The sequence below is a fragment of the Micromonospora mangrovicola genome, from assembly GCF_047200535.1.
Taxonomy (GTDB): Bacteria; Actinomycetota; Actinomycetes; order Mycobacteriales; family Micromonosporaceae; genus Micromonospora.
In genome coordinates, this window is the sequence record NZ_JBJZOG010000002.1 from 151678 (window position 1) to 168910 (window position 17233).

General features: G+C 73.1%; 13 protein-coding genes. 9 read left to right on the top strand and 4 right to left on the bottom strand.

All coding sequences use genetic code 11. From position 1 onward, the window contains the following. Window positions 1-49 precede the first annotated feature (49 nt). Together groL and ACL02O_RS01655 are read left to right on the top strand one after the other, a co-directional pair. Window positions 50-1696: a chaperonin GroEL gene (gene groL / locus ACL02O_RS01650; protein WP_412816111.1), complete on the top strand. Its 1647-nt coding sequence runs from the start codon at window positions 50-52 to the stop codon at window positions 1694-1696. A gap of 135 nt (window positions 1697-1831) precedes the next feature. Continuing rightward, on the top strand, window positions 1832-3394 hold the full coding sequence (locus ACL02O_RS01655) for a molybdopterin-dependent oxidoreductase (RefSeq protein ID WP_412816126.1): 1563 nt from the start codon (window positions 1832-1834) through the stop codon (window positions 3392-3394). A 332-nt stretch (window positions 3395-3726) separates the two neighbouring features. Here the strand turns inward: ACL02O_RS01655 and ACL02O_RS01660 are convergent, their stop codons facing one another. Beyond that, window positions 3727-4482 carry a hypothetical protein gene (locus ACL02O_RS01660; RefSeq protein ID WP_412816112.1) on the bottom strand — a complete coding sequence of 252 codons (756 nt, stop codon included), beginning with the start codon at window positions 4480-4482 and terminating at the stop codon, window positions 3727-3729. A gap of 191 nt (window positions 4483-4673) precedes the next feature. Further along, window positions 4674-5057, bottom strand: a complete 384-nt coding sequence (locus tag ACL02O_RS01665) for a WhiB family transcriptional regulator (protein WP_412816113.1) — start codon at window positions 5055-5057, stop codon at window positions 4674-4676. Window positions 5058-5310: 253 nt separating this feature from the next. Between ACL02O_RS01665 and ACL02O_RS01670 the strand changes: the two genes are divergently transcribed. Then, a complete protein-coding gene (locus ACL02O_RS01670) occupies window positions 5311-6135 on the top strand; it encodes a helix-turn-helix transcriptional regulator (RefSeq protein WP_412816114.1) in 825 nt (274 codons plus the stop codon). Between the two features lie 18 nt (window positions 6136-6153). Here the strand turns inward: ACL02O_RS01670 and ACL02O_RS01675 are convergent, their stop codons facing one another. Then, window positions 6154-6555 (bottom strand): DUF5319 domain-containing protein, encoded by a 402-nt coding sequence (locus ACL02O_RS01675; protein WP_412816115.1) that lies wholly within the window; start codon window positions 6553-6555, stop codon window positions 6154-6156. 197 nt (window positions 6556-6752) lie between these two features. Between ACL02O_RS01675 and guaB the strand changes: the two genes are divergently transcribed. The 4 genes from guaB to ACL02O_RS01695 all read left to right on the top strand — a co-directional run bounded on the left by guaB (window position 6753) and on the right by ACL02O_RS01695 (window position 12514). Next, window positions 6753-8315 (top strand): IMP dehydrogenase, encoded by a 1563-nt coding sequence (gene guaB, locus ACL02O_RS01680; protein WP_412816116.1) that lies wholly within the window; start codon window positions 6753-6755, stop codon window positions 8313-8315. A 28-nt stretch (window positions 8316-8343) separates the two neighbouring features. Further along, window positions 8344-9462: a GuaB3 family IMP dehydrogenase-related protein gene (locus ACL02O_RS01685; protein WP_412816117.1), complete on the top strand. Its 1119-nt coding sequence runs from the start codon at window positions 8344-8346 to the stop codon at window positions 9460-9462. A 105-nt stretch (window positions 9463-9567) separates the two neighbouring features. Further along, a complete protein-coding gene (locus ACL02O_RS01690; protein ID WP_412816118.1) occupies window positions 9568-10968 on the top strand; it encodes a M1 family metallopeptidase in 1401 nt (466 codons plus the stop codon). An 85-nt stretch (window positions 10969-11053) separates the two neighbouring features. Beyond that, window positions 11054-12514, top strand: coding sequence for a M1 family metallopeptidase (locus ACL02O_RS01695; protein ID WP_412816119.1), 1461 nt, complete (start codon window positions 11054-11056; stop codon window positions 12512-12514). 46 nt (window positions 12515-12560) lie between these two features. On the opposite strand, the gene ACL02O_RS01700 is transcribed toward ACL02O_RS01695, so the two are convergent. Next, window positions 12561-13670, bottom strand: a complete 1110-nt coding sequence (locus tag ACL02O_RS01700; protein ID WP_412816120.1) for an LCP family protein — start codon at window positions 13668-13670, stop codon at window positions 12561-12563. A gap of 145 nt (window positions 13671-13815) precedes the next feature. On the opposite strand from ACL02O_RS01700, the gene ACL02O_RS01705 reads away from it, so the two are divergent. Together ACL02O_RS01705 and guaA are read left to right on the top strand one after the other, a co-directional pair. Continuing rightward, a complete protein-coding gene (locus ACL02O_RS01705) occupies window positions 13816-15513 on the top strand; it encodes an FAD-dependent oxidoreductase (protein ID WP_412816121.1) in 1698 nt (565 codons plus the stop codon). Window positions 15514-15603: 90 nt separating this feature from the next. Beyond that, complete coding sequence (gene guaA, locus ACL02O_RS01710; protein ID WP_412816122.1) at window positions 15604-17157, top strand: glutamine-hydrolyzing GMP synthase; 1554 nt, start codon at window positions 15604-15606, stop codon at window positions 17155-17157. The last annotated feature ends 76 nt before the right edge of the window (window positions 17158-17233 follow it).

Below are 17233 nucleotides of genomic sequence, written 5' to 3' on the forward strand. Positions count from 1 at the left end.
CCCGGTCCGGCTCGCCGGGCCGGGGCAACGTCGCTTCGAAGGGATATTGATGGCGAAGATCCTGAGCTTCTCGGACGACGCCCGGCACCTGCTGGAGCACGGTGTCAACGCCCTCGCGGACGCGGTCAAGGTCACTCTCGGCCCGCGCGGGCGCAACGTCGTCCTGGACAAGAAGTTTGGTGCGCCCACGATCACCAACGACGGCGTGACGATCGCCAAGGAGATCGAGCTCACCAACCCGTACGAGAACCTCGGCGCGCAGCTGGTCAAGGAGGTGGCGACCAAGACCAACGACGTCGCCGGCGACGGGACCACCACCGCGACCGTGCTCGCCCAGGCCATGGTCCGCGAGGGCCTGCGCAACGTGGCCGCCGGGGCCAACCCGACCGGCCTCAAGCGGGGCATCGACGCGGCGGCCGGCAAGATCTCCGAGGCGCTGCTCGGCAAGGCCGTGGAGGTGTCCGGCAAGGAGTCGATCGCGCACGTCGCGACGATCTCCGCGCAGGACGCCACCATCGGCGAGCTGATCGCCGAGGCGATGGAGAAGGTCGGCCGCGACGGTGTCATCACCGTCGAGGAGGGCTCCGCCCTGACCACCGAGCTGGACGTGACCGAGGGTCTCCAGTTCGACAAGGGCTTCATCTCGCCGAACTTCGTCACCGACGTGGAGGGGCAGGAGTCGGTCCTGGAGGACCCGTACATCCTGATCACCACGCAGAAGATCTCGGCGATCGAGGAGCTGCTGCCGCTGCTGGAGAAGGTCCTCCAGAACAACAAGCAGCTGCTGATCATCGCCGAGGACGTCGAGGGCCAGGCCCTGTCCACGCTGGTGGTCAACGCGCTCCGCAAGACCCTCAAGGTCTGCGCGGTGAAGGCCCCCGGCTTCGGTGACCGCCGCAAGGCGATGCTCCAGGACATGGCGATCCAGACCGGCGCCGAGCTGGTCGCGCCCGAGCTGGGCTACAAGCTGGACCAGGTCGGCCCGGAGGTGCTCGGCACCGCCCGCCGCGTCGTGGTCGACAAGGAGACCACCACCATCGTCGACGGTGGCGGTCAGGCCGCCGAGGTCGCCGACCGGGTCGCCCAGATCCGCAAGGAGATCGAGGCATCGGACTCCGAGTGGGACCGGGAGAAGCTGGCCGAGCGGCTGGCGAAGCTCTCCGGCGGGGTCGCGGTCATCAAGGCCGGCGCGGCGACCGAGGTCGAGATGAAGGAGCGCAAGCACCGCATCGAGGACGCCATCGCCGCGACCAAGGCCGCGGTCGAGGAGGGTACGGTCCCGGGTGGCGGCGCCGCCCTGGCCCAGATCCTGTCGGTGCTCGACGACGACCTGGGCCTCACCGGTGACGAGAAGGTCGGCGTGTCGATCGTCCGCAAGGCGCTGGTCGAGCCGCTGCGCTGGATCGCCCAGAACGCCGGCCATGACGGCTACGTGGTGGTGCAGAAGGTCGTCGGCAAGGAATGGGGCAACGGCCTCAACGCGGCCACCGGTGAGTACGTCGACCTGGTCAAGGCCGGCATCATCGACCCGGTGAAGGTGACCCGCAACGCGGTCACCAACGCCGCCTCGATCGCCGGCCTGCTGCTCACCACCGAGAGCCTGGTGGTGGAGAAGCCGCAGGAGCCGGAGCCGGCCGCCGCGGGGGGCCACGGCCACTCGCACGGCCACGGCCACCAGCACGGCCCGGGTTTCTGATCCCAGGTCGCAAGGCCCGAGAGTCGGGGCACATCGCCACTGCGGCGGTGTGCCCCGACCCGTATCTGCTTACGGAACGCTGACAAGGTTGGCGACCGACCCGTTTGATCGACAAGACTGGTCGGCGTGAGCAGCATGTCCCGCGGCTACGCCGCGCTGGCCGGGGTCACCGCCGCCGCCGTGGCCATCGGCGCCGCCGAACCGGTGGCCGTCCTCACCGGTCCCCGCTCCGCGCCGCTGATCGCGGTCGGCGGGCTGGTGGTCGACCTGGTGCCCGAGGCCGTGAAGCACCTCGCCATCTCGATCTTCGGCACGTACGACAAGATCGCCCTGCTGATCGGCACGGCGGCGCTGCTGGCCGCGATCGCCGCGCTGCTCGGCGGGCTCGCCGCCCGGCGGCTCTGGATCGGGCTGGCCGGCATCGCCGCCTTCGCCGCCCTCGGCGTGGCCGCCGCGCTGACCCGGGCCGGTGCCGGCCCCGCCGCCGCGCTGCCCTCGCTGGTCGGCGGCGGGCTCGGCGCGCTGACGCTCTGGGTCTTCGTGGCCGGCCCGCTCTCCCCCGACCTCTGGCCCTGGTCCTCGCCCGCGCCGGCGGGCGCCCGCGCCGCCGAGCCCGGCGAGGAGACCGACCCGGAGGGGCGGCGGCGGTTCCTGCGTGGCGTGGGTGTGCTGGCCGGCGCGGCGGCCGTGGCCGGGCTCGGTGGGCACTGGCTGGCCGGGCGGCGGGGTGTCTCGGCGGCCCGGCAGGCGGTCGCGCTGCCCACCCCGTCGGCGTCCGCGCCGGCGGTGCCGGCCGGCGCGGACCTGTCACTGGCCCAGCTCGCTCCCTACGTCACGCCGAACAGCGGCTTCTACCGGATCGACACGGCGTTGGTGGTACCGCAGGTGGACCCGGCGACCTGGCGGCTGCGGATTCACGGCCGGGTGCGCAACCCGATCGAGTTGACCTTCGATGAGCTGCTCGCCCGGCCGATGGTCGAGCGGTACGTGACCCTGGCCTGCGTCTCCAACGAGGTGGGCGGGGACCTGATCGGGAACGCGCGCTGGCTGGGCGTACCGATCAAGGAACTGCTGGACGAGGCGGATCCGGAGGAGGGCGCGGACCAGGTGGTCGGGCGCTCGGTGGACGGCTGGACGTGCGGCACGCCGACGGCGGTGCTGCGGGACGGGCGGGACGCGCTGCTCGCCGTCGGGATGAACGGTGCGCCGCTGCCCGTGGAGCACGGCTTCCCGGTGCGGATGGTGGTCCCCGGGCTCTACGGGTACGTCTCGGCGTGCAAGTGGGTGACCGAGCTGGAACTGACCAGCTTCGCCGACTTCGACGCGTACTGGGTGCCGCGGGGGTGGTCCGCGCAGGGCCCGATCAAGACGGAGTCGCGGATCGACACCCCCCGCCCGCGCAACCGGCTGACCGCCGGCCCGGTGACGGTCGCCGGGGTGGCCTGGGCCCAGCATCGCGGCATCCGCAAGGTCGAGGTTCGCGTCGACGGCGGCCCGTGGCGGGAGGCGACCCTCGCCCCGACCGTCTCGGTGGACACCTGGGTGCAGTGGTCGTGGCGGTGGGACGCCACCGCGGGGGAGCACACCCTCCAGGTGCGGGCCACCGACGCGGACGGGGTCGCCCAGACCGGGCAGCGTAGTCCGGTCGCGCCGGACGGCGCCACCGGCTGGCACACGGTCAAGGTCACCGTGCGTTGACCCGGGACGCGGCGCGGCGGCCACCGACCCGCTCGGCGTCCTCGGTGCCCGGCTCGGGCGGACTGGCTGCCGCACCCGTTCGTCGCCACGAACTTGATGACGTGGATGACTCGCGGCGTCGGGATCCGGTGGCAGGCCGGGCTGGGGATCGGGTTGTCGGCCGGGCTGAATCATTCAGCTCGTCAAGTTTGTAGTGGCTTGTGAACAGGGTCCGCGGCCGATCCAGGCGCGGACCGGGGCCGGCGGGCCCCGCCGCCGGGGCGGCCGTGTCGCCGCCCCGGGTGCCGGTCGAGATCAGGTGGCCTGCCCGCGGGTGCGGGTCGGTCGGCGTCTCACCACGCGGCCGGGAAGTACGCCACCGACCAGCCCCGGTAGGAGCCGTGGTCGAGGTAGCCGGCCACGCCGACGCCGCCGCTGACCGAGGTGCCGATGACCTTGCCCTCGCCGAGGCTGATCGCGACGTGCCCGGTGCCGGCCGAGTTGTGGTACCAGACCAGGGCGCCGCGCGGCGGAATGCCCGAGGTGTTCAGGTAGCCGTGGCTGCTCTCCCAGTCGCCGCCGATCTCGGCGGTGTTCCAGCCGGAGCCGCCCCAGCCGTACGCCTGCGCGACGAAGGCCAGGCACAGGTTCTCATAGGCGGTCGAGCGGTAGCGCTGGAACGCCCAGTCGATCGCGCCGTTCGTGGAGCGCGGATTGGTCTTGGACGACGGCTCGTTGCCGACGTAGACGCAACTGTTGACGATCTGGCCGTCCGAGCCGGTGTAGACGTAGGCGTCCGAGACCATTCCTCCGTTGGAGAGGAAGTCCCACAGGGTCGTGGTCCCGTACGTGCCGGTGATGGACTGGCCGGTGGTCTGACAGAGCAGCGTGACGCTCGCCCCGTCGGCCACGGTGCGCCAGGCGTCCCAGCTCGTGCTGGGACCGGACCGCACGTTGAGCGCGGCGCCGGAGGTGTTGATGGTGCCGGTGGCCGAGCTGGCGTACGCCTGGGCGACGCCGGGGACGGCGAGCACCAGACCGGTGGCGAGTGCGGTGGCGGCGGCGATTCCGCGTGCGGATCGGCGCCAGGCATCGACAGGCTTCCACATGCTGCTGACCGTAGCGAGCGGGATTCCCGCAGTCCACGGACCTCGGGGCTCCTGGCGGGATCTGCGCCGGATTGTCAATAGTTGCCGACGGCGCGGAAAGGCTTGTAAAGAACTTTCGTGGCTCGGCCCGGGACGCGCCGACGCCGCGCCCCGGGGCGGGGACGCGGCGTCGGCGGTGGTCGGTGGCCGGCTCAGGCGATCTTGCGCTGCTCCGGGACGGCGGACTTGTGCGGCCGGCCGAGGCGGGCCTCCAGGCGGGCGATGTCCACCCGGGTCTGCCGGCGGTCGGCGAGGTCCTCCCAGCCGAGGGCGAGCAGCCGGAGCCGCTCGGACTCGCTGAACCCGCCCCACACGCCGTACGGCTCGCGGACCGTCAGGGCGTGCGCGGCGCACTCGGCCCGGACCGGGCAGGCCCGGCAGACCGCCTTGGCGCCGGATTCGCGGCGCAGCCGCGAGGAGCCCCGCTCGCCGTCCGGGTGGAAGAACTGAGCGCTGTCGCGGCCCCGGCAGGCGCCGAGACGCTGCCAGTCCCAGAGGTCGACGATGGGTCCGGGCAGTCTACGTACGTTCGACATCAGCACCCCTCCTCCCGCGCGGCACCGCGGAGAATCCTTCGTGGCCAGCTACCGGGCGGCGGTCCGCGCGGGACACCGTTTCCGGCCTGGACCCTCGGTACCCGGGCTTTCCCGCGCTCACACATCTTTGATCGAAAACCTAGGACAGTCGGCGGCATATGCCCCATCTGTCGGAAAAGTTCGGATGATTGCCCGGAACCTCCTCCGATGCCGACCCGGCCGTGGTCGACTCTGTGTCGGAGAGGAGACCACAGTGCGTAGCGTTCTCGTGTGCGTTCGGACACCACTCGCGGCCCAGCACCTGACCTCCGCGGCGGCGCGGCTCGGGCTGTCCGGCGTCGTCCGGACCGCCGTCTCCGATCCCGAGGTGATGCTGCGGCTCGCCGAGCGTCCGGTTGACGTCGTGCTCGCCGACACCGCCCTCACCCGGCCGGACAGCGCGGGCTTCGTCCGCCGGGTGCTCGCCCGGGCGCCCCAGGCCGCGGTCGTGCTGCTCGGCGCGGAGGAGTCCGACGCGGCGGCGGCCACCATCAACGCCGGGGCGCGCGGCCTGATCCAGGGCACCGATCACGACTTAACCAGCGCGGTGGCCAAGGCGCTGCTGCTGCTCTCCGCCCCCGGACGGTCGGCCCGGCACCGGGTGACCGACCCGGCCCGGGACGCCGCCGCGGTCGGCGGAGCGGCCCGGTCGGGCGCGCCGGGGCGTAACCCGGGCGGAGCGCCCGCGGCCTGGTCGGCGGCCCCGGCCGAGGGACCGAACGGCGCGCCGACCGTGGTGCCGGTGCAGCGCGGCGACGACCCGGCCGAAGCGGCCGGCGGCGAGCCGGAGGCGCAACCGTCGGAGGTCACCACGCGCGCCGGTGCGCGGGCCTCGCGCAGCGCGATCGGGCTCACCGAGCGGGAGCTTCAGGTGCTGCTCGGCATGGCCGAGGGCAAGAGCAACGCGGAGATCGGGCGGGAGCTGTTCGTCTCGGAGGACACCGTCAAGACGCACGCCCGCCGGCTCTTCCGCAAGCTGGGCGCCCGGGACCGGGCGCACGCCGTGGCAGCGGGCTTCCGCGCCGGACTGGTCGCCTGACCGGACCAGGCCGGCCGGTCAGTCCTCGGCGTCCTCGGTGCCCTCGGTCAGGGTGTCGTGCACGCCGTCGGCGTACCCGCGGGCGTAGTCCCAACTGACGTAGTGGTCCGGGTCCGGGTCGTAGGCCGGCTCGTGCACCCGGGGACGGCCGGAGTTGAGCAGGTGACGCAGGTTGCCGCGGAGCAGGTCCCAGTCGAAGTAGTGCGGCTCGCGGCACTCCTCGCACTCGATGACCAGGCCACGCACCCCGATCGGCTGGAGCAGCGCCTGGTAGATCTCCAGGTCGGCGAGGTCCTCCAGGACGTCCTGCCGCTCGACCTCGGTCAGCGGGTCGAGCGGATCGCCCTCGCGTGGGTCGTGCAGGCCGGCAGCCGGATCGGCCGGGTCGCCGTTGAACGGGTCGATGGGCTCGTCGTGCACCCCCTCACCGTAGTCCCCGACGAGCCGGAAAGCCCGCCTCAGGGCAGTCCTGTGGCCCCGCCTACCCGTACCTGCCGCTGCCGGGTGTGGCGCAGCTCAATGGGTACGATGAAGCGGCGCGCCGTCACTTCGGCGTGCCCCGGTGCCCGCGCGCGCCGCCTCGCTGAAGCCCGTCCGAACAGCTCAGGGGAGCAATCGTGGAGAATTCGCCCAGCACCGAGATTCCGGCCGGCGCCGACGGCGGCGAGCTGGGCGGTCACCTGCCCGAGCTGCCGGCCGGCTCGGCCCGGGTGGTGCCGCTCGGGCTGACCTTCGATGACGTGCTGCTCCAGCCCGGCGAGTCGGACGTCGTCCCGAGCCGGGTCAACACCCGCACCAGGCTCACCCGCACCATCGAACTCAACGTCCCGCTGCTGTCCAGCGCGATGGACACCGTCACCGAGGCGCGGATGGCGATCGCCATGGCCCGCCAGGGCGGCATCGGCGTGCTGCACCGCAACCTCTCGGTCGAGGACCAGGCGCTCCAGGTCGACCTGGTGAAGCGCTCCGAGTCCGGCATGATCACCAACCCGGTAACCGCCAGCCCGGACGACACCCTGCGCGAGGTCGACTCGCTCTGCGGGCGCTACCGCATCTCCGGCGTCCCGGTGGTCGACGGCCAGGGGCAGCTCGTCGGCATCGTCACCAACCGTGACATGCGGTTCGTCTCCGACCCGGCCACCCCGGTCCGGGAGATCATGACCCGCACCCCGCTGGTCACCGCCTCGGTCGGGGTGAGCAAGGACGAGGCGCTGGCGCTGCTGCGTCAGCACAAGGTGGAGAAGCTGCCGATCGTCGACCAGACCGGCAAGCTGCGCGGGTTGATCACCGTCAAGGACTTCACCAAGAGCGAGCAGTACCCGAACGCCACCAAGGACTCCGCCGGCCGGCTCCGGGTCGCGGCTGCGGTCGGCGTGGGCGAGGACTCGTACAAGCGGGCCCGCACCCTGGTCGACGCGGGCGTCGACGTGCTGATCGTGGACACCGCCCACGGCCATCAGCGGGCCGTGCTGGAGATGGTCGCCCGGCTCAAGAAGGACGTCGCCATCGACATCGTCGGCGGCAACGTGGCCACGTACGCCGGCGCGAAGGCGCTGGTCGACGCGGGCGCGGACGGCGTGAAGGTGGGCGTGGGCCCGGGCGCCATCTGCACCACCCGGATCGTCGCCGGGGTGGGCGTACCGCAGATCACGGCGATCATGGAGGCCGCGCGCGCGGCCCGTCCGGCCGGCGTGCCGGTGATCGGTGACGGCGGAATCCAATACTCGGGCGACATCGCCAAGGCCCTGGTGGCCGGTGCCGACGCGGTGATGCTCGGCAGCCTGCTGGCCGGCTGCGAGGAGAGCCCGGGCGAGCTGATCTTCATCAACGGCAAGCAGTACAAGGCCTACCGCGGGATGGGCTCGCTCGGCGCGATGCAGTCCCGCGGCCAGGGCAAGTCGTACTCGAAGGACCGGTACTTCCAGCAGGACGTGCTCGCCGAGGACAAGCTGGTCCCCGAGGGTGTCGAGGGTCAGGTGCCCTACCGGGGCCCGCTGGCCCAGGTCGCCCACCAGCTCATCGGCGGCCTGCGCGCCGCGATGGGGTACGTCGGCGCCGAGAGCATCCCCGAGCTGCACCGGCGTGGCCAGCTCATCCGGATCACCGCGGCAGGGCTCAAGGAGAGCCACCCGCACGACATCCAGATGACCGTCGAGGCACCCAACTACCACTCCCGCTGACCATCACCCCCAACCACCTGGAGTCCCCATGCGTGACGTGGTCGAGATCGGGCTGGGCAAGACCGCGCAGCGCGGTTACCACCTGGACGACATCGCCATCGTGCCGAGCCGGCGCACCCGGGACGTCGACGACGTCTCGACCGCGTGGCAGCTCGACGCGTACCAGTTCGGCATCCCCTGCGTCGGGCACCCGTCCGACGCCACCATGAGCCCCGCCTCCGCGGTGCGGCTGGGCCAGCTCGGCGGCCTCGGCGTGCTCAACGTCGAGGGACTCTGGACCCGGTACGAGAACCCGGCCAAGGTGCTCGAGGAGCTGGCCGGCCTGGACGAGGAGGCGCGGGCCACCAAGCGCCTCCAGGAGGTGTACGCGGAGCCGATCCGCCCCGACCTGATCGCCGAGCGGGTCCGCGAGCTGCGGGCCGGCGGCGGCACGGTCGCCGTCCGGGTCTCCCCGCAGCACACCCTCGCGCTGGCCCCGGTGATCCTCGACGCCGGCGTGGACATCCTGGTCATCCAGGGCACCATCGTCTCCGCCGAGCACGTCTCCACCACCGACGAGCCGCTGAACCTCAAGGAGTTCATCGCCGACCTCGACCTGCCGGTCATCGTCGGCGGCTGCACCGACTACAAGACCGCGCTGCACCTGATGCGGACCGGTGCGGCGGGCGTCATCGTCGGCATCGGCGGCGACGACTGGTCGACCACCGAGTCGGTGCTCGGCATCCGGGTGCCGATGGCCACCGCGATCGCCGACGCCGCCGCGGCCCGCCGCGACTACCTGGACGAGACCGGCGGCCGGTACGTGCACCTGATCGCCGACGGCGACATGCAGACGTCCGGCGACATCGCCAAGGCGCTCGGCTGCGGCGCGGACGCGGTGATGCTCGGCGAGCCGCTCTCGCTCTGCGAGGAGGCCCCGGCCGGCGGCGCCTGGTGGCACTCGGCGGCCAGCCACCCGTCGCTCCCGCGCGGCGCGTTCGAGGTGGCCGGCGAGCCGCTCGGCTCGATGGAGAAGCTGCTCTTCGGGCCGGCCGACGAGCCGGACGGCCAGCTCAACCTCTTCGGCGGCCTGCGCCGGGCGATGGCCAAGTGCGGCTACCGCGACCTCAAGGAGTTCCAGAAGGTCGGCCTGGTCCTCGACCGCTGACCCACCCCGCTCCCGCCGATCATGGAGCTGCGGCCCCCGGATCTTCCGGTTCGTCATGTGCCGCAACTCCATGATCGGCGCCCCCGGTTCGCTTAGGCTCGGCGGATGAGGCGGGGGGTGGGGCTCGCGCGGTGGTGCGCGGCGGCGCTGGCCGTCGGGCTGCTGGCCGCGGGGTGCACCAAGGCTGACGGGCGGTTCCGGCCGGGGGCGGCCGACGCGGGCGACCCGTACGTGCCGGGGGCCGGCAACGGCGGCTACGACGTCGCCCACTACGCCCTGCGGCTCCGCTACGACCCCGCCGACGACCGGCTCACCGGCCGGGCCGTCGTCACCGCGACCGCCACCGCCGGCCTGTCCCGGTTCCACCTCGACCTCGCCGGCCTCACCGTCGACCGGGTACGCGTCGACGGCGACCCGGCGAGGCACCGGCGCGACGGCAACGAGCTGATCGTCACCCCGGCGCACGGCCTGCCGGCCGGGAAGTCGTTCACCGTCGAGGTCGCGTACGGCGGGGTGCCGCGGCCGCTGCCCAGCGCCGAGCTGGGCGACGGCGGTTTCCAGGCCACCCCGGACGGGGCGATCGCGCTCGGCCAGCCGGAGTCGGCGAGCACCTGGTTCCCGGTCAACGACCACCCCTCCGACAAGGCCACCTACGACGTCGAGGTGACCGTCCCCGACGGGCTCGCCGCGCTCGGCAACGGAGTGCCGAAGGGACGGTCCAGCAAGGACGGCTGGACCACCTGGCGCTGGGCCGAGGGTGCCCCGATGGCCAGCTACCTGGCCACCCTGGTGATCGGAAACTACCGGGTGTCCACCGGCACGCACGCCGGGAAGCCACTGGTCACCGCGGTCGCCGCCGGGCTGCCCGCGGACGGGCCGGCCGCCGCCTCGGTGGCTCGCACCGGCGAGATCGCCGACTTCCTGGCCGGTCGGTTCGGGCCCTACCCGTTCGACGCGTACGGCGGGATCGCGGTCGCCGACGAGCGGATCCGGTACGCGCTGGAGACCCAGACCCGGCCGGTCTACGGGCCGGGTTTCTTCCGCGGCGACCGGCCGAACACCGAGGTGGTCGCGCACGAACTGGCCCACCAGTGGTTCGGCGACAGCGTCTCGCTGGCGAGGTGGCGGGACATCTGGCTCAACGAGGGCTTCGCCACGTACGCGGAATGGCTCTGGGCCGAGCACGACGGCGGTCGCGGCGTCGCGAAGTCCTTCGCCGCCGCCTACGCGGCGACCGACTGGACCAGGCCGTCGGTGGACCCCGGCCGGGCGGCGATGTTCGGCGACGCGGTCTACCAGCGCGGCGCGCTCGCCGTGCATGCGCTGCGCCGGGCGGTGGGCGACGAGACGTTCTTCCGGATCCTGCGCGGCTGGCTGGCCGAGCGGCGGGGCGCAATCGCCACCACCGACGACTTCGTCGGGTACGCCGAGCGGGTGGCCGACCGCCCGCTGCGGCCGCTGCTCGACGCCTGGCTGGTCGGTGTGACCGCCCCGGCACTGCCGTGACGCGGGCGTGACCGTCGGTCGGTAGGCTGCCGCGGGCGGAGCGGCCCGGGCGGGTCGGCTCGCGCCCCGGGGAGGGATCGAGGCGATGGCGCTGGCGCGGCAGGGTGCACGACGACGACTCGGGCTGCTGGTCAGCGGCGTGCTGCTGCTCGCGGGCTGCGGCTCGACCGACGCCGGGCCGGTCGCCGCGACGTCCCAGCCCACGTCGACGGCCTCGCGGAGCTTCGGGCCCGGCGCGGCCGGCGGCGGCGACCCTTACTTCCCGAGCTACGGCAACGGCGGCTACGACGTCGCCCACTACACGGTGCAGGTCCGTTACGACCCGGCGACCGACCGGCTCAGCGGCACCACCACGCTGCGCGCCACCGCCACCGCCAACCTCTCCACCTTCAACCTGGACCTGGCCGGGCTGACCGTGCGGTCGGTCACCGTGGACGGGGCGAAGGCCGGCCACGCGCGCACCGACGACGAGCTGGTCGTCACCCCGGCCACCCCGTTGACCTCCGGGAACGGGTTCGTCGTGGAGATCGGTTACGACGGCGTGCCGGCCGCCCTGCACCACAAGGAGCTGGGCGAGGGCGGTTGGCTGCACACCTCCGACGGGGCCGTCGCGCTCGGCCAGCCGGAGTCGGCGAGCACCTGGTTCCCGGTCAACGACCACCCCTCCGACAAGGCCACCTACGACTTCGAGATCACCGTGCCGAAGGACCTCACCGCGGTCAGCAACGGGGTCCCGAAGGGACGGACGGTGCGCGGCGACTGGGCCACCTTCGCCTGGTCCGAGGGCGCGCCGATGGCCAGCTACCTCACCACCGTGGTGATCGGGAAGTTCCGGGTGACCACCGGCAAGCACAAGGGACGGCCGGTGTACAGCGCGGTGACCACGAAGGTGGCCGACGGTGCCCCGGACCGGTCGGTCGCCCGGACCGTGGAGGTCGCCGACTACCTGGAGAGCGTCTTCGGGCCGTATCCGTTCGACGCGTACGGCGGGGTGGTGGTCGCCGACGACCGGGTCCGGTACGCGCTGGAGACGCAGAGCCGGCCGGTCTACTCGGCCGGGTTCTTCCGGCAGGGCGACAACACCGAGGTGGTCGCGCACGAACTGGGCCACCAGTGGTTCGGTGACAGCGTGTCGCTGTTCAGGTGGCAGGACATCTGGCTGAACGAGGGGCTGGCAACCTACGCCGAGTGGCTCTGGGCCGAGCACACCGGTTCCTCGACCGTGCAGAGCACCTTCGACCAGACGTACGCGACGGCGTCCGGGCAGGTCTGGCGTACCCCGCCGGGCCGGCCGGGAGTGCAGAGCCTGTTCGGCCGGTCGGTCTACGACCGGGGCGGGATGACCGTGCACGCGCTGCGGGTGGCCGTGGGCGACACCGCCTTCTTCACCATCCTGCGCAGCTGGGCGGCGGAGAAGAAGTACGGCAACGCCACCACGGCCGACTTCGTCGCGCTCGCCGAGCGGGTGTCGCACAAGAAGCTGGACAAGCTCTTCGACGCCTGGCTGTACGGCACCGAGCGCCCCCCCACCCCGAAGCCGCTCTGACCGGAAGGGCACCTCCTGGAGCAGGGGCCCTTCCTGACGTCTGCGCTCAGGTCCTGACCTTGAGCGACGGGTGGTCGGCGAGGAAGCCGTCGGTCTTGCCGGCGCGCAGCGCCGCGAGGAACTGCCGGCCCGCCGGCCGCAACTGTTCGCCCCGGTACGACCCGCCGCTGCCCACCGCGTCGCCGGGGAGTCCGACCAGGACGAAGCGGTTCGCGGGCAACCCGCCGAGGGCGTACGCGAAGTCGATCAGGCGCCGCCCGCCGCCGACGTAGACCAGGGTGCGGCCGAGCGCGGCGACCACCTGCTGGACCCGGTCCGGGTCCCGGGCCAGGCCCTGGTCGAGGATCTTGCGGGCCAGCGCCCGGATGAGCTGTTGCTGGTGCCGCTGCCGGGTGTAGTCGCCGCCTGCGGTGTACCGCTGCCGGGCGTAGTCCAGCGCCTGCCAGCCGTTCAGGTGCCGGTCACCCTTCTGATAGACCATCTGCGGCCCGACATAGGTGCTGCCGACCCGGTTCCGGTACCGCCCGTCGGGCCGGCGGTGGATCGAGGTGACCCGCTGGTCGACGTAGAGGTCGACGCCGCCGAGGGCGGTCACCAGCTTGTCGAAGCCGCCGAAGGTGATCACCGCGCCGGCGTCGATGCGCAGCCCGGTGTACCGGCTGACCGTGCTGCGCAGCAGTTCGTACCCCTGGGCGGTGCTGGGGTGCAGCTTGTCGCCGGGCACCCGGCTGCCGTAGCTCATGGCGTGGGTGAGCTTGGTCCGGCCGCCCGGGTAGCCGGACTTCGGGTATGCCGGGATGTCCACCACCAGGTCGCGGGGGAGGGAGAAGAGGTACGCCCGGCCCAGCCCGGCCGGCACGTGCAGGACCAGCACGGCGTCGGCGTGCGGCTCCCAGCCCGGCACGCTGACCCGGGTGTCCACGCCGACGAGCAGCAGGTTGAGCGGGCCGCGGATGTCGGCACCCGGCGGCGGGGTGGGGCTGGCCGCGGTCGGGGTCGGGGTCGCCGGGCCGGCCGACGGGCCGGGTGCGGCGGAGGCGGCGACCGGGGCGGGCGTCGGGCGGGAGACCAGCCGGGTGGTCAGCACCGCGCCGGCGGCCACCACCAGCACGGCCAGCAGCGCGGCCGACCCCAGCCACCACCGTCGTCGCGTCATCGTGGTTCTCCTTCCCCCGTACCCACTCGACGCGCGAGGCGTGCCACGGGTTGCAGCGCTGGGAATCCCAGTCCATCGAGCGCTCTGCATGATCCGCGAAAAACTCGCGCTGGCGCTATAGCTACCCGTCGGTAATGATGCGTTCATGCGGTACGACGTGATCGTCATCGGGTCCGGCTTCGGTGGCAGCGTCGCCGCGCTCCGGCTCGCCGAGAAGGGCTGGTCGGTCGGTGTGCTGGAGGCCGGCCGGCGCTTCGCCGACGACGAGTTCCCGGAGACCTCGTGGCGGGCCCGCCGCTTCCTCTGGGCCCCCCGGCTCGGCTGCTACGGCCTGCAACGGATCACCCTGCTCCGCTCGGCCGACCGGAGGGCCGGCGGCGGCGTGCTGGTGCTCTCCGGCGCCGGGGTCGGCGGCGGCTCACTGGTCTACGCGAACACCCTCTACGAACCGCTCGACGCCTTCTACACCGACCCGCAGTGGCGGGACATCACCGACTGGCGCGACGAACTGGCCCGCCACTACGACCAGGCGAAGCGGATGCTCGGCGTCACCACGTACCCGATCGTCACCGGCGCGGACCGGGCGATGCGCGCGGTGGCCGACCGGATGGGGGTGGGGCACACCTTCCACGCCACCCCGGTGGGCGTGCACATCGGCCGGCCGGGCGAGCAGGTGGCCGACCCGTACTTCGGCGGGGCCGGGCCGGAGCGGACCGGCTGCAGCCACTGCGGCGCCTGCATGACCGGCTGCCGGCACGGTGCGAAGAACACGCTGGTCAAGAACTACCTCTGGCTGGCCGAGCGGCTGGGCGTCCAGGTCCACCCGCTGACCACGGTGACGGCGGTCCGGCCAGCGGCCGGCGGCGGGTACGAGGTGCACACCGAGCGCACCGGCGCCTGGCTGCGCAAGCGCCGTCAGGTGATCCACGCGGGCCAGGTCGTCTTCGCCGCGGGCGCGCTCGGTACCCAGCGGCTGCTGCACGACATGCGGGCCACCGGCGTGCTGCCCGGGCTCTCGCCCCGACTCGGCGAGCTGACCCGGACCAACTCGGAGGCGATCCTCGGCGCCTCGGTCGGGCCTCGGCAGGCCCGCCGGCGCGGGCTCGACCTCACTGAGGGGGTGGCCATCACCAGCTCCTTCCATCCCGACCCGCAGACCCACATCGAGCCGGTCCGGTACGGCAAGGGCTCGAACGCGATGGGCCTGCTCCAGTCGCTGCTGGTCGACGGCGGCCCGCGCCGGGTCCGGCGCTGGCTGGGCAGCATCGTCCGGCAGCCCGGGCTGGCCGCCCGGATGCTCTCCGTCCGCAACTGGTCCGAGCGGACCGTGATCGCTCTGGTCATGCAGTCGGTGGACAACTCGCTCACCACCCGACTGCGGCGGGGGCCGCTCGGCCGGCGGCTGGTCTCCGGTCCCGGCCACGGCGCGCCCAACCCGACCTGGATCCCGGCCGGCAACCAGGCGGTCCGGCTGCTCGCCGAGGAGATCGACGGGACGCCCGGCGGCGCCGTCACCGAGCCGTTCAACATCCCGGTGACCGCGCACATCCTGGGCGGGGCGGTGATCGGCGCCACCCCCGAACGCGGGGTGATCGACCCCTACCACCGGATCTACGGCCACCCGGGGCTGCACGTGGTGGACGGGGCGGCGGTCTCGGCGAACCTCGGCGTCAACCCGTCGCTGACCATCACCGCGCAGGCCGAGCGGGCGATGTCCTGCTGGCCCAACAAGGGCGAGGAGGACCCGCGTCCGCCGCTCGGCGCGCCGTACCGGCGGGTCGACCCGGTCCCGCCGCGGGAGCCGGCCGTGCCGGCCCACGCCCCCGCCGCGCTGCGCCCCTGAGCGGGGCGGCCGGGGGTGGGCCGGGGAGCGGCGCGCGACACACCGGGGCGCGGCCCGGGGGGACGGTGACTGTCGGTAGGCTTTCTGCACATGAGCACGCCTCGCCCCGTCCTCGTGGTGGACTTCGGAGCCCAGTACGCCCAGCTCATCGCGCGTCGCGTCCGCGAGGCGAAGGTCTATTCGGAGATCGTCCCGCACTCCATGCCGGTTGCCGAGATGCTGGCGAAGAACCCGGCCGCGATCATCCTCTCCGGCGGCCCGTCCAGCGTCTACGCGCCGGACGCCCCGCAGATCGACGCCGGGATGTTCGACTCCGGGGTACCGGTCTTCGGCATCTGCTACGGCTTCCAGGCGATGGCCCAGGCCCTCGGTGGCACCGTGGCGCGCACCGGCAACCGGGAGTACGGCGGCACCCCGCTGCACGCCCGCCCGGAGGCCGGCGTGCTGCTCCGCGACCTCCCGGACGACCTGCCGGTCTGGATGAGCCACGGCGACTGCGTCACCGAGGCGCCGACCGGCTTCACGGTCACCGCCGAGTCGGCGGGCGCGCCGGTCGCCGCGTTCGAGGACGTGGCCGGCCGTCGGGCCGGCGTGCAGTTCCACCCCGAGGTCGGGCACACCGCGCACGGTCAGGAAATGCTGACCCGCTTTCTGCACGAGATCGCCGGGATCGAGCCCACCTGGACGCCGGAGAACATCATCGACGAGCAGGTGGCCCGGATCCGGGAGCAGGTCGGCGACAAGGAGGTCATCTGCGGCCTGAGTGGCGGTGTCGACTCGGCGGTCGCCGCGGCGCTGGTGCACCGGGCCGTCGGCGACCAGCTCACCTGCGTCTTCGTCGACCACGGCCTGCTCCGGGCCGGCGAGGCCGAGCAGGTGGAGAAGGACTACGTGGCCGCCACCGGCATCAAGCTGAAGGTGGTGGATGCCCGGGAGCGGTTCCTCGGCGCCCTCGCGGGGGTGACCGACCCGGAGCAGAAGCGCAAGATCATCGGCCGGGAGTTCATCCGGGTCTTCGAGGCCGCCGCCCGGGAGATCGCGTCGCACGGCGACGTCGAGTTCCTGGTGCAGGGCACCCTCTACCCGGACGTGGTGGAGTCCGGCGGCGGCACCGGCACCGCCAACATCAAGAGCCACCACAACGTGGGCGGCCTGCCGGAGGATCTGAAGTTCGCCCTGGTCGAGCCGCTGCGCACGCTCTTCAAGGACGAGGTCCGCACGATCGGCCTGGAACTGGGCCTGCCCGAGGCGATGGTCTGGCGGCACCCGTTCCCCGGCCCGGGCCTGGCCATCCGGATCATCGGCGCGGTCGACGAGGAGCGGCTCGCGGTGCTCCGCAAGGCCGACCTGATCGCCCGGCAGGAACTCACCGCCGCCGGGCTGGACCGGGGGGTCTGGCAGTTCCCGGTGGTGCTGCTGGCCGACGTGCGCAGCGTCGGCGTGCAGGGTGACGGGCGCAGCTACGGTCATCCCGTGGTGCTGCGCCCGGTCTCCAGCGAGGACGCGATGACCGCCGACTGGTCGCGGCTGCCGTACGAGGTGGTGGCCCGGATCTCCACCCGGATCACCAACGAGGTCGCCGAGGTCAACCGGGTGGTCCTGGACGTGACCAGCAAGCCGCCGGGCACCATCGAGTGGGAGTGATCCCGGCTCAGGCCGCCGGCGGCTGAGGCGCCGGCCGGGGCGCCGGCTCCGGCGTCGGTCTCGGCTGCGGGGCCGG